At 63.5% G+C, this 11493-nt stretch carries 11 protein-coding genes; 9 read left to right on the top strand and 2 right to left on the bottom strand.

The genetic code is table 11. The features are described 5' to 3' along the window. The first annotated feature begins 123 nt into the window (after positions 1–123). Positions 124–1662, top strand: coding sequence for a murein biosynthesis integral membrane protein MurJ (murJ, locus tag N5A93_RS15390; protein ID WP_268955986.1), 1539 nt, complete (start codon positions 124–126; stop codon positions 1660–1662). A 15-nt stretch (positions 1663–1677) separates the two neighbouring features. Here murJ and N5A93_RS15385 read toward each other — a convergent pair whose 3' ends face one another. Next, a complete protein-coding gene (locus N5A93_RS15385) occupies positions 1678–2367 on the bottom strand; it encodes a rhomboid family intramembrane serine protease (protein ID WP_268955985.1) in 690 nt (229 codons plus the stop codon). Between the two features lie 75 nt (positions 2368–2442). Here N5A93_RS15385 and trpS point away from each other — a divergent pair, with 75 nt between their 5' ends. Continuing rightward, entirely contained in the window at positions 2443–3468 is a 1026-nt protein-coding gene (trpS, locus tag N5A93_RS15380; RefSeq protein ID WP_268955984.1) for a tryptophan--tRNA ligase, read from the top strand. Positions 3469–3496: 28 nt separating this feature from the next. Here the strand turns inward: trpS and N5A93_RS15375 are convergent, their stop codons facing one another. Next, a complete protein-coding gene (locus N5A93_RS15375) occupies positions 3497–4054 on the bottom strand; it encodes a L,D-transpeptidase (protein WP_268955983.1) in 558 nt (185 codons plus the stop codon). Between the two features lie 164 nt (positions 4055–4218). Between N5A93_RS15375 and N5A93_RS15370 the strand changes: the two genes are divergently transcribed. The 7 genes from N5A93_RS15370 to N5A93_RS15340 all read left to right on the top strand — a co-directional run bounded on the left by N5A93_RS15370 (position 4219) and on the right by N5A93_RS15340 (position 11229). Further along, positions 4219–4800: a VOC family protein gene (locus N5A93_RS15370; protein WP_268955982.1), complete on the top strand. Its 582-nt coding sequence runs from the start codon at positions 4219–4221 to the stop codon at positions 4798–4800. Positions 4801–4913: 113 nt separating this feature from the next. Beyond that, positions 4914–5399: a VOC family protein gene (locus N5A93_RS15365; RefSeq protein ID WP_268955981.1), complete on the top strand. Its 486-nt coding sequence runs from the start codon at positions 4914–4916 to the stop codon at positions 5397–5399. A gap of 150 nt (positions 5400–5549) precedes the next feature. After that, positions 5550–6416 (top strand): branched-chain amino acid aminotransferase, encoded by an 867-nt coding sequence (locus tag N5A93_RS15360; protein WP_268955980.1) that lies wholly within the window; start codon positions 5550–5552, stop codon positions 6414–6416. A gap of 177 nt (positions 6417–6593) precedes the next feature. Beyond that, complete coding sequence (locus N5A93_RS15355; protein WP_268955979.1) at positions 6594–8621, top strand: NADPH-dependent 2,4-dienoyl-CoA reductase; 2028 nt, start codon at positions 6594–6596, stop codon at positions 8619–8621. Positions 8622–8770: 149 nt separating this feature from the next. Then, positions 8771–9676, top strand: a complete 906-nt coding sequence (locus tag N5A93_RS15350; protein ID WP_268955978.1) for a LysR family transcriptional regulator — start codon at positions 8771–8773, stop codon at positions 9674–9676. Between the two features lie 161 nt (positions 9677–9837). Continuing rightward, entirely contained in the window at positions 9838–10377 is a 540-nt protein-coding gene (locus N5A93_RS15345; protein WP_268955977.1) for an NADPH-dependent FMN reductase, read from the top strand. Positions 10378–10434: 57 nt separating this feature from the next. Further along, a complete protein-coding gene (locus N5A93_RS15340; RefSeq protein WP_268955976.1) occupies positions 10435–11229 on the top strand; it encodes an HTD2 family dehydratase in 795 nt (264 codons plus the stop codon). The last annotated feature ends 264 nt before the right edge of the window (positions 11230–11493 follow it).

Below are 11493 nucleotides of genomic sequence, written 5' to 3'. Positions count from 1 at the left end.
TGGTACGAAACGGCGGGTTGTTTCGTGCGTTTTGTACCATCCTTCCTGCGCTGCTGATGCCTCTTTCGCCTGCGACCCCGATCCGCTAAGCCTGCCGGAACCAGCGCAATCAAAGGCCCGTACATGAGACCCGTCCGCCTGCTTTCCGGTGTCCTGACTGTCAGCGGATGGACCTTGCTCAGCCGAATACTGGGGTTTGTGCGCGATGTTCTGATCGCCAATTTTCTTGGCCCAGGTGCCTTGATGGATGCCTATGTGGCCGCCTTCCGCCTGCCCAACATGTTTCGCCGCTTCTTTGCCGAAGGCGCCTTCAACGCGGCATTTGTGCCAATGTTTTCAAAGAAATACGAGGGCGATGAGGATCACGTCAAATTCGCCTCCCAAGCCATGTCCGGGCTGGCGCTGGTGCTTTTGGCGCTCACCGGTCTTGCGATGCTGTTCATGCCCGCTCTGGTCTGGGCCACCGCCGAAGGCTTTGCCGGGGACGAGCGGTTCGATCTGACGGTCGCCTTCGGGCGCATCGCCTTTCCCTATATCCTGTTCATCTCGCTCGCGGCGCTCTTTTCGGGCGTGCTCAACGCCACGGGCCGTTTCGCCGCCGCAGCCGCAGCCCCTGTCCTGCTCAATGTCATGCTCATCGCCGCCATGACCTTCGCCGCCATGACAAAGGGTCCGGTGGCGGATGCGCTTGTCTGGACGATCCCTTTCGCCGGCGCGGCCCAGCTTGCGCTGGTCTGGATCGCCGCCGCGCGCGCCGGGTTCCACATCCGGGCCGAGCGCCCACGCTGGACCCCGGACATGGCGCGCCTTGTGCGCATCGCGATTCCCGCCGCGCTGGCAGGCGGGGTCATGCAGGTCAATCTGCTGGTCGGGCAGCAGGTCGCCTCGAATTACGACAAGGCCGTAAGCTGGCTTTATTCGGCGGATCGCCTTTACCAGTTGCCACTTGGCGTGGTGGGCATCGCCGTCGGCATCGTGCTGCTGCCCGATCTTTCGCGCCGTCTCAAGATCGACGATCACAAGGGCGCGCGCGCGGCCTATTCCCGCGCCGTCGAGATATCGCTGGCGCTGACCGTGCCCTGCGCCGTGGCGCTGGTGGCGGTGCCGCTGCCACTTGTCTCGGTCCTGTTCGAGCGCGGCGCCTTCGGCACCGACGACACCGCCGCCACGGCGCTTGCGGTCGCAGTGTATGGGTTGGGCCTCCCGGCCTTTGTTCTTCAGAAGATCCTGCAACCCCTGTTCTTCGCACGCGAGGACACCAAAAGCCCGTTCCGCTATGCGGTGGTGGCGATGATCGTCAATGCCGCCGTGGCGATCGGGCTGGCCTATGTGATCGGCTGGATCGCCGCCGCCATCGCCACCACCGTCGCGGGCTGGGTGATGCTCTGGCTGCTTGTCCGCGGCGCGCGCAGCTATGGCGAGGTCGCCCGCTTTGACGATCGCTGTCGTTACCGTGTCTGGCGCATCCTTGTTGCCTCGGCGCTGATGGGGGTCATCATCTGGGGGGCAAGCGTGCTTCTGGTGCCGTTCTTCGGCATTGCGGGCCTGCGCTGGCTGGCGCTTCTGGCGCTGATCGGAACGGGGATGGTCAGCTATTTCGGGATCGGCCACCTGATCGGCGCGTTCCACCTGTCAGAGTTCCGCGCCACGCTGCGCCGCTGAGGGCGGCGGTGTCGCTCAACGGTGCCGGATCTTGGCGCGGATCCGCGCCCATCCCCCCGGCGCCAGGAAAAACGACAGGATGAACCCGGCGGCGAACCCGGTCACATCCGCCAGCCACATCCGGTTCGCCCCGAAGATCAGGCCAAAGACCAGTTGCAACCCCATCAGCACCCCGATCAGGGTAAAGGCCCGGAACTGCTGTGCGCCCATCTGCCCCAGCTTGAGCCACATGAGGTAAGTGAACCCCCCGATCAGCCCGTAGACGCCGGGAAACGCGCCGACCAGCCAGCTTTGCTGCTCGGGCGTCGCCAGTCCGAACACCACTGCGCCCACCACCGCCGACACCACGAACAGCACCAGCACCGCCCATTGCGCAAAGACCTCGCCGACGAACTTGCCCAATGCCAGCAGCATCACACCCGCAAACAGCGCATGAGTGAACGAACCATGCAGGAACATATAGGTCACGAACCGCTTCAAATGCGCGACCGGCCAGAGATTGTTCTGCACCATCCAGCCGAAAATATCGCTGTTGAACCCGTAATCCTGGATAGCACCCTGCCGCCACCCGACGGCCTCGGGGCCGCCGATCAGCCCCCGCGTTCCCAGGTTGAACACCGCCTCGATGCCGATGATGACCAGAAACAACGCGACCACGACGGGGGGCAACGGGTTGACCGGATGGTCTGAACGGGGACTGCTCATGCGGGGCTCTCCTTGACGGGGCTTTGACCCATGGGTAAGCGAGGCTGGCACGGAAATCCACCACGGAGATGAGCCATGACCGAGCCGGTCTTCACGCCCCGCGTCTTTTCGGGGATCCAGCCTTCGGGCAACCTGACGCTCGGCAACTACCTCGGCGCGCTCAAGCGCTTCGCCAACAGCCAGAACGCAGGGGTCGAGTCGATCTTCTGCATGGTCGACCTGCATGCGATCACCGTCTGGCAGGAACCCGGGAAACTGCGCCGCGCCACCCGCGAACTGGCCGCCGGTTTCATCGCCTCGGGGATCGACCCGCAGAAATCGATCCTGTTCAATCAAAGCCAGGTGCCCGAACACACGCAACTGGCCTGGGTGTTCAACTGCGTCGCGCGCATGGGCTGGATGAAGCGCATGACCCAGTTCAAGGACAAGGCCGGCAAGAACGCCGAACAGGCCAGCCTGGGGCTCTTCGGCTACCCGGCGCTGATGGCTGCCGATATCCTTGTCTATCACGCCACCCACGTGCCCGTCGGCGAAGACCAGAAACAGCATCTCGAACTGACCCGCGACATCGCGATCAAGTTCAACAACGATTACGGCGTCGATTTCTTCCCGATCACCGAACCGGTGATCGAAGGCGCCGCCACGCGGGTCATGAGCCTGCGCGACGGCACCAAGAAGATGTCGAAATCCGACCCTTCGGACATGAGCCGCATCAACCTCACCGACGATTCCGACACCATCGCCAAGAAGATCCGAAAGGCCAAGACCGACCCCGAGCCGCTCCCCCTTGATGCCACCGGCCTCGAGAACCGCCCCGAGGCGCGCAACCTCGTCAATATCTACGCGGCCCTCTCGGATCAGAGCGTGGATCAGGTGATGCGCGATGCGGGCGGCAAATCCTTCTCGGAATTCAAGCCGATGCTCGCCGATCTCGCAGTCGACAAGCTGTCGCCGATCTCAACCGAAATGGGCCGCCTCATGCAGGATGTCTGCGAGATCGACCGCATCCTCGCCGAGGGCGCGGAACGTGCCCGCGCGATCGCAACGCCGATCCTGCAAAAGACCTACGAGATCGCGGGCATGGTCGGCGCCCGGGTGTGACCCGGGCCACCGCGATCCGCCCCGCCCCTCAGATCAGCCGCACCTGCGTGCCGATCTCGGTCAGCTCATAAAGCTCGGCGATCTTCTCGTTGTAAAGGCCGATGCATCCATCAGATGATTTTCGCCCGATCTTGCGCGTGTCATGGGTGCCGTGGATGCGATAATACTGCCACGACAGATGCAGCGCATGGGTGCCCATCGGGTTCTCGGGGCCGGGTGGCACCGTCGCGGGCAGTGACGGGTCGCGTTCGCGCATGGATGGCGTCGGAGTCCAGGAGGGGCCGTCGACCTTCTTGACGATCCGCGTCAGACCCAGCTTCGTCAGTTCCGGGCTGCGCGGCACCGATGTCGGGAACAGCCGATAGACGCTTTCATCCGCCGACCAGAAATGCAGCGCGCGCGAGCGCGTGTCCGCCACGATCGCACCATGCTCCAGCGTGTCGAAATGATCACGCCAATCAAGCAGCTCGAAACCCGATGCGTTGCGCCGCACCCCGCTTGAGGGTTCCGCCCAGACGGCCGGCGCCGCCAACAGCGACGCGCCCCCGGCAATCATCGCACGCCGGTTGATCGCTCGTGTTGCCATCCCATGTCTCCTTTATCCTGCTCGTGCCTGTTTCCTGGTACGTAAACGCAAAATCGGCGCTCACATGCAAATCACGAAATGGTTTATGCGCAGCGCCCCGCCCCCTCATCGCCTTGCGAAACGGGGCGGCGCCGACCTAGTCTTGCAAAAAGGAGTTCACGGCCATGCGCAAACTGCAAACCCAAGGCGTGCATCACATCACCCTCACCGGCGCCGACCGCCAGACCAGTATCGACTTCTGGGAAGGGGTGCTCGGCATGCCGTTCATTTTCGACCAACCCAATCTCGATGACCCCGACGAGGGCCATCTCTATTTCGATCCCGGCGACGGGCGGCTGATCACCATCTTCACCAACGAGACCCGCACAGCCGTCCAAAAACGCACCCCGACCGATCCGGGCTGCGTGCATCACCTGGCCTTCAATGTCAGCCACGCAAGTTTCTCGCAGGCGGTCGAACGCCTCGATGAGCGTGGCATCGCCCATTCCGGCCCCAAGGACCGCGGCTTCATGGATTCGATCTATTTCAAGGACCCGATGGGCCTCCTGATCGAACTCGCCTGCTACCGGTTCGAACCCCCGTACGGGTGCAGCCATGCCGATGTCATGATCGAGGCCCACCGCATCCGCGTCGCGCGCGGCGATCACCATATCGCCGAAATCCACCTCGCCGACGCGATCGAACACCTCGTGGCCACACGCCAGCAAAGCCTGTCTTCGGATCGCGGGCCAAAACACCCCTACTGATCGCGCCATCTGTGCGTTCTGGCACAGGAAATGCCAGATTCTGCGTAATTGCGCGCACAGCGATAAATGCCCATCTCTTTTTTCATCAGTCGCACAGATGCAAAGGTCGCGCCATGACCACGGAAATTCACCCCCAGGCCCGGATCGGCCATGTCCATCTCAAGGTCGCCGATCTCGACCGCGCCATCGGCTTTTACGCGGGCGTGCTCGGCTTTCGCATCCAGCAACGCTGGGGCGCCAGCGCCGTTTTCCTCGGCGCGGGCGGCTATCACCATCATATCGCCCTCAACACCTGGGACTCGCTCGGCGGAACGCCCGCACCGAAGGGCCACACCGGCCTTTACCACGCGGCGATCCTCTATCCCGACCGCGCGCAGCTCGCCGATGCGCTGCGCCGCGTTCTCGCCGGCGGCCTCACCCTCGACGGCGCCGCCGACCATGGCGTCAGCGAAGCCATCTACCTGCGCGACCCCGATGGCAACGGGGTCGAACTTTACCGCGACCGACCGCCAAAGGACTGGCCGCGCGATCCCGATGGCCAGCTTGCGATGACCAACAGCCCGCTCGATCTCGACGCGCTCCTCGCCGAGGCACCCTGACCCCTTCTTCTGTTTGAAAATATCCCGGGGAGCGCGAGGGGCTGGCCCCTCGCTTTCGCGCGCGCCACAGGCGCGCCATCCCTCGCTCAACGCCTCTGGACCCTCCCGCGCAACCGGCCTAGGCTGCGCGCGCTGAACAGGAGGACGAAGATGGCAGTCGGCACCGATATCCGCACCTATTTCGATGGCGCATGGCATGATGGCGACCTTGCGGTGATGCGCGCGGCGGATCACGGCTCTTGGCTTGGCACGACCGTGTTCGACGGCGCGCGCTATGCGCATGGGCTGACCCCCGATCTCGACCTGCATTGCGCGCGGGTGAACGCCTCCGCCGAAGCGCTGATGATCAAGCCGACCGTCACGCCCGAAGACATGGTGCAGATCATCCACGAGGGGCTTGCCGCCTATGATTCCCGAGCGGCGGTCTATATCCGTCCGATGTATTGGTCGATCAGCGGCGGCCCGCTCGGCGTGATGCCGGACCGCGACGGCGGCACCGGCTTCGCCATCTGCCTCGAGGCCACGCCGATGGCGCCGCCGGGCAGCTCGACCACGCTTACCCGCACCCGCTTTCGCCGTCCCGTCCTCGAGGACGCCGTGGTCAACGCCAAGGCGGGCTGCCTCTATCCCAACAACGCCCGGATGATCGCCGAGGCGCAGGCACGCGGATTCGGCAACGCGCTGGTTGCCGACGCGCTTGGCAATGTCGCCGAGACCGCCACCGCCAATGTCTTCGCGGTCAAGGATGGCGCCGTGTTCACACCGATCCCGAACGGCACGTTCCTGTCGGGGATCACCCGCGCACGCCATATCCGGAACTTGCGCGCCGACGGGGTCGAGGTGCATGAGACCGTGATGAGCTTTCAGGATTTCCACGACGCCGACGAGGTGTTCCTCTCGGGCAACATGATGAAGGTCACGCCGGTCACTGCCTTTGACGACACCCGGTATCAGGTCGGCCCGCTGACCCGGCGTGTGCAGGAGATGTATTGGGACTGGGCCGCCTCGGCGCGCTGAATCCGGCCGCGCGCAATACCGACGTGATACCGACGTCAGACCAACGCGATACCGAACCGCTGCCGGGACCGTTGCGGGCCGGGCGCCGCAAATGACGGGCCGCCCGCTTAACGCAGCGTTCCTGGTGACAATCGCCGCCCGCCCGGCCATCCTGCCCGGCAAATACCGGAGGCCGCCATGACCGACTACAGCCACCTTCTCGCCCCGCTCGACCTGGGCCATGTCACACTCAGGAACCGCGTGCTCATGGGCTCCATGCATACCGGGCTCGAGGAAACGAAAGACTGGAACCGCGTCGCCGAATTCTACGCCACCCGCGCGCGCGGCGGCGTCGGCCTGATGGTCACGGGCGGCATGGCTCCCAATCCAGAGGGCGGGGTTTTTCCAGGTGCCGCAGGACTTTACACCGATCAGGACATCGCCAATCATCGCCATGTCACCAACCGTGTGCATGACGCCGGCGGGCGCATCGCCATGCAGATCCTGCATGCCGGCCGCTACGCCTACAGCCCCGATTGCGTCGCTCCCTCCCCCGTCAAGTCGCCCATATCCCCTTTCCCGCCAAGGGAGCTGGACGAGGCAGGCATCGAGAAACAGATCGCCGATATCGTCACCGCCGCAACCCGCGCCCGCGAGGCCGGTTACGACGGGGTCGAGATCATGGGCAGCGAGGGCTATTTCCTCAACCAGTTCCTCGTCACCCACACCAACAAACGCACCGACCGCTGGGGCGGCGCTTACGAGAACCGCATGCGCCTCCCCGTCGAAGTGGTGCGCCGCGCCCGCGAGGCCGTTGGCGGCGATTTCATCGTGATCTACCGGCTGTCGATGATCGACCTCGTGCCCGAGGGATCGACCTTCGACGAGGTGGTCCAACTGGCCCAGGCCGTGGAAGACGCCGGGGCGAGCATCATCAATACAGGGATCGGCTGGCATGAGGCGCGCATTCCCACCATCGCCACATCCGTCCCGCGCGCAGCCTTCACATGGGTCACCCGCAAGCTGATGGGCAAGGTCGGGATCCCGGTCATCACCTCGAACCGAATCAACACACCCGAGGTGGCAGAACATGTTCTATCCGATGGCTGTGCCGACATGGTATCGATGGCACGCCCCTTCCTGGCCGACCCGGATTTCGTGAAGAAGGCCGCCGACGGGCGGGCTGACACGATCGCGCCCTGCATCGCCTGTAATCAGGCCTGCCTTGACCACACTTTCAGCGGCAAGATCTCAACCTGCCTGGTCAATCCCCGCGCCTGCTATGAAACCGAACTGGCGGTCACGCCGACCGATCGCCCGAAATCCATTGGTGTCGTCGGCGCGGGGCCCGCCGGCCTCTCCGCGGCGATGACCGCCGCCGCGCGTGGCCATACGGTGACGCTGTTTGATCAGGCCGACCGCATCGGCGGGCAGCTGAACATGGCGCGTGAGATCCCCGGCAAGGAAGAATTCCACGGGCTGGTCGCATGGTACGACACCATGATGCGCGAGCTCGACATCACGCTGAAACTGGGGTGCCGCGCCAGCGCGGATGATCTAGCGGGCTTTGACGAGGTGATCATCGCCACCGGCGTTCTGCCGCGCGATCCGGGCATACCGGGTCAGGACGGGGCCAATGTGCTCTCCTATGTGGACGTCCTGCGCGACAAGGCGCCGGTGGGTCGGCGCGTGGCCATCGTGGGCGCAGGCGGTATCGGCTTCGACGTGGCGGAATACCTGGTCCAGGAAGGTTCCAGCCCCACCGAGGATCTGGCCGAATGGAAAGAGGAATGGGGTGTCGGCGATCCTGCCGAGGTGCGCGGCGGCCTGGCCCCCGAAGGCCCGCGCCCCGAGCCCCCCGCAAGACAGGTCACGCTGCTGCAACGCAAGGACGAACGCCCCGGCAAGCGCCTTGGCAAGACCACAGGCTGGATTCATCGCGCTACCTTGCGCATGAAGCAGGTGAAGATGATGAGCGGCGTGAATTATGAACGCATCGATTCCGACGGGCTGCACATCAGTCACGGCGCGACGCATGCCTCTTGCGCCCTGATCGAGGCCGACACCATCGTCCTGTGCGCGGGACAACTGCCCGAACGACGTCTTGCCGATACACTGGAAGCGCGGGGGATCACGGTGCATGTGATCGGCGGGGCGGACGTGGCGGCCGAGCTTGACGCCAAGCGGGCCATCGATCAGGGCACCCGGCTGGCGGCGGCGCTCTGACCTTGGTCGCTCAAACGGAAACGTTTGTTCTCTTGTTTCCGTGCCACGAACGATCCTGAACAAAACCCAGATATTGTCGGCCCGATGCCGCAGTTGTGCCCGAATTTCCGCTGATAACGGTCCTTGTCAAACGAATAGAGGTATCGAGTATGGATCGCCTTACCGAAATGGAGGCCTTCGCGACCGTCGTGGATCAAGGAGGATTCACCGACGCTGCGCGCAAGATGGGAATCTCGAAATCGGCTGTCTCCAAGCATGTTTCGTCCCTGGAGGCGCGTCTTGGGGCGCGCCTGTTGAACCGGACTACACGACGGGTCAGCCCGACCGAGATCGGCCTGGCCTATTACGACCGCGCGTTGCGGGTGCTCAACGATGCGGGCGAGGCGGATGCGCTGGTCAGTTCGATGCAATCTGCGCCCTCGGGCCTGCTGCGTATCTCTGTCGCCACGGATTTCGGCGTCAATCACCTCAGCCCGGTTCTGGGCACGTTTCTTGAGGAATTCCCGGATATCTCGGTCAACATGGTGCTCAACAACCGCTATGTGGAGCTGATTTCGGAAGGTTTCGACATGGCGGTGCGCATCGGCGAGCTGGAGGACAGCACGTTGCGGGCACGCAAGCTGACCGACACCACCAAACGCATGATCGCCAGCCCCGCTTACCTGGAGCGCTATGGCCGGCCCAAGAAGATTGATGACCTCAACGAGCACAAGCTGCTGCATTACTCCAGCCAGACCAACGGGTCGGTGTGGAAGCTGACAGCGCCATCGGGCGAAAAGCGGCAGGTGCGTACGGCTGGCGGGCTTTCCGTCAATGACGGGCAATCGCTGCTCAATGCGGCGATATCGGGCCTCGGGATCGCCTATCTGCCCAGTTTCCTTTACGCCACGGCGATGCAGGAAGGGCTTGTCGAGGATGTCATTCCCGATCTTCCAGTCGAAACGCAGGGTATTTACGCGGTCTATCCGCCGGGCCGCTTCACCCAGCCCAAGGTGCGCGCCTTCATCGACTTCCTCGTGCATGCCTTTTCCGAGAAGGGCCCGAACGACTGGTAAATCGTTCATAACGCGTAACAAAACCGCAAACCCCGGATGCCGCCGCGTCCGGGGGTTGTGCTTTGATCGGCGGCGAACAGGGCGTGTGCGGCGAGAGCGGTTGTCTTGGCGGGTGATTGTGCCAGATTCATCGGGACATTCCGACGACGAAAGGACATTCCATGGCGAACCCCACGCTGCTGACGATCTCCGGCTCACTGCGCAAAGGCTCTTACAACCGCATGCTTCTGGCCGAGGCGGCGACCGTTTTCGGGCCTGCGACAATCGACACGGGCGAGCTGAACCTGCCGCTCTACGACGGCGACCTGGAGGCCGAAAAGGGCGTTCCGGAATCTGTTCAAACCCTTGCAAAACAAGTAAAAAACGCTGACGCAATCGTCATTTCCTCGCCTGAATACAACAAGGGTATCAGCGGGGTTCTGAAGAATGCCTTCGACTGGATCAGCCGGGTCGAGGGGATGCCGTTCAAGGGCAGGCCGACGGTGGTGATGTCGGCGAATGCCGGGCGTACCGGGGGCGAAACCGGGCAGTTCATGGTACTGAGCTGCCTTGTGCCGTTGCAGGCGCGTGTTCTGCATGGGCCGATGCTTTGCGTGGCGGCGGCGGGGAATGAGTTCGACGCCGAAGGCAAGCTGACCAATGATCATTACCGCAAGGTTCTGACCGGCAAAATGGAGGCGCTGCGCGCCGAAACCGGTTGACGCCGCGCCGCTGGGCCGTCATTTACGGGAACAAAATCAATAACTTGGCGAAGACGAATGAATAATCCGATCCAGACCATTCCCGACATGATCGACCCGGCGCGGGCGCGGGCGATGCAGGCGAGCCTGGGGCAGACTCCGGGCCTCGAGGCGGGGGATGCGTTGCCGCCGTTTTTTCATCAATTGTATTTCTGGGACCCGCAAACCCCTGAAATGCTTGGCAGAGATGGGCATCCGAAGGTGGGCGGGGTGATCCCGGACATGGGCTTGCCGCGCAGGATGTGGGCCGGGGGGCGGTTGGAATTTCACGCGCCGCTGCGCGCCGGAGAACCGGCCAAGCGATTGACTTACAAGGAGAAATCCGAACGAAAGACGGGGCGTAGCGGGCCGTTGGGCTTTGTCGCGCTGCGTCATGAGATCCGGCAGGGGGACAGGCTCTGCGTGACCGACTGGCAGGACCTTGTTTACCGCGAGGACCCGGACCCGAATGCGCCGCCAAGCACGCCGAAAATGGCACGGACGGACGAGGATATCTGCGAGACGCGCCGCTTCGACACGACCCTGCTCTTTCGCTATTCGGCGCTGACAGTCAACGGGCACCGTATCCACTATGACATTGATTATGCGAAGGAAATCGAGGGTTACGCCGGGCTTGTGGTGCATGGCCCGCTGCTGGCACAACTGCTGATGCTGCTGGCCGAACGCGAACTTGGGGCGCTCAAGACCTTCGCCTTCCGGGCGACCGCGCCGCTGATGCATTTCGAGGCGGCCGAGCTCTGTTGGAAGGGCGATGGCAGCGCCTGGGTGCGCGGCCCTGACGGGCGCCAATGCATGGAGGCCAAGGCCGGTTGAGAGCGTACAAAACGTCCGTTTTGTACGCCGGTTTTGTACCAAAATCGGGGCCTTCGCGGAACGTTTTGTACAGATCGGGGAATCCGGGGCGAATCCGGTGCTTGGGGCGCGGAGTCTGGCGGCGATTTTTGGGCTGCATCTGGTGCGCCCCCGGTGGTTCGGTGGAGGGGTAATCCCCCCGAAAATCAGTGGTGTTCAAAAGTAGAATTTTCTCGGCAAGATATCTGAGGAGATTTACGATGAAGAACGGACGATACAGCGATG

Origin of the sequence: Roseovarius salincola (assembly GCF_026891095.1) — a bacterium.
Classification (GTDB): domain Bacteria; phylum Pseudomonadota; class Alphaproteobacteria; order Rhodobacterales; family Rhodobacteraceae; genus Roseovarius; species Roseovarius salincola.
Note: the sequence above shows the minus strand (reverse complement) of the source record. Positions and strands in the feature narration are given on the sequence as shown.

What these genes read in the sequence shown, in the direction of transcription:
- N5A93_RS15350 (WP_268955978.1), top strand. Translation starts at nt 8,771, where the DNA reads ATGGATCGCCTTACCGAAATGGAGGCCTTCGCGACCGTCGTGGATCAA.
- N5A93_RS15360 (WP_268955980.1), top strand. Translation starts at nt 5,550, where the DNA reads ATGGCAGTCGGCACCGATATCCGCACCTATTTCGATGGCGCATGGCAT.
- N5A93_RS15345 (WP_268955977.1), top strand. Translation starts at nt 9,838, where the DNA reads ATGGCGAACCCCACGCTGCTGACGATCTCCGGCTCACTGCGCAAAGGC.
- N5A93_RS15340 (WP_268955976.1), top strand. Translation starts at nt 10,435, where the DNA reads ATGAATAATCCGATCCAGACCATTCCCGACATGATCGACCCGGCGCGG.
- murJ (WP_268955986.1), top strand. Translation starts at nt 124, where the DNA reads ATGAGACCCGTCCGCCTGCTTTCCGGTGTCCTGACTGTCAGCGGATGG.
- N5A93_RS15355 (WP_268955979.1), top strand. Translation starts at nt 6,594, where the DNA reads ATGACCGACTACAGCCACCTTCTCGCCCCGCTCGACCTGGGCCATGTC.
- trpS (WP_268955984.1), top strand. Translation starts at nt 2,443, where the DNA reads ATGACCGAGCCGGTCTTCACGCCCCGCGTCTTTTCGGGGATCCAGCCT.
- N5A93_RS15370 (WP_268955982.1), top strand. Translation starts at nt 4,219, where the DNA reads ATGCGCAAACTGCAAACCCAAGGCGTGCATCACATCACCCTCACCGGC.
- N5A93_RS15385 (WP_268955985.1), bottom strand. Translation starts at nt 2,367, where the DNA reads ATGAGCAGTCCCCGTTCAGACCATCCGGTCAACCCGTTGCCCCCCGTC.
- N5A93_RS15375 (WP_268955983.1), bottom strand. Translation starts at nt 4,054, where the DNA reads ATGGCAACACGAGCGATCAACCGGCGTGCGATGATTGCCGGGGGCGCG.
- N5A93_RS15365 (WP_268955981.1), top strand. Translation starts at nt 4,914, where the DNA reads ATGACCACGGAAATTCACCCCCAGGCCCGGATCGGCCATGTCCATCTC.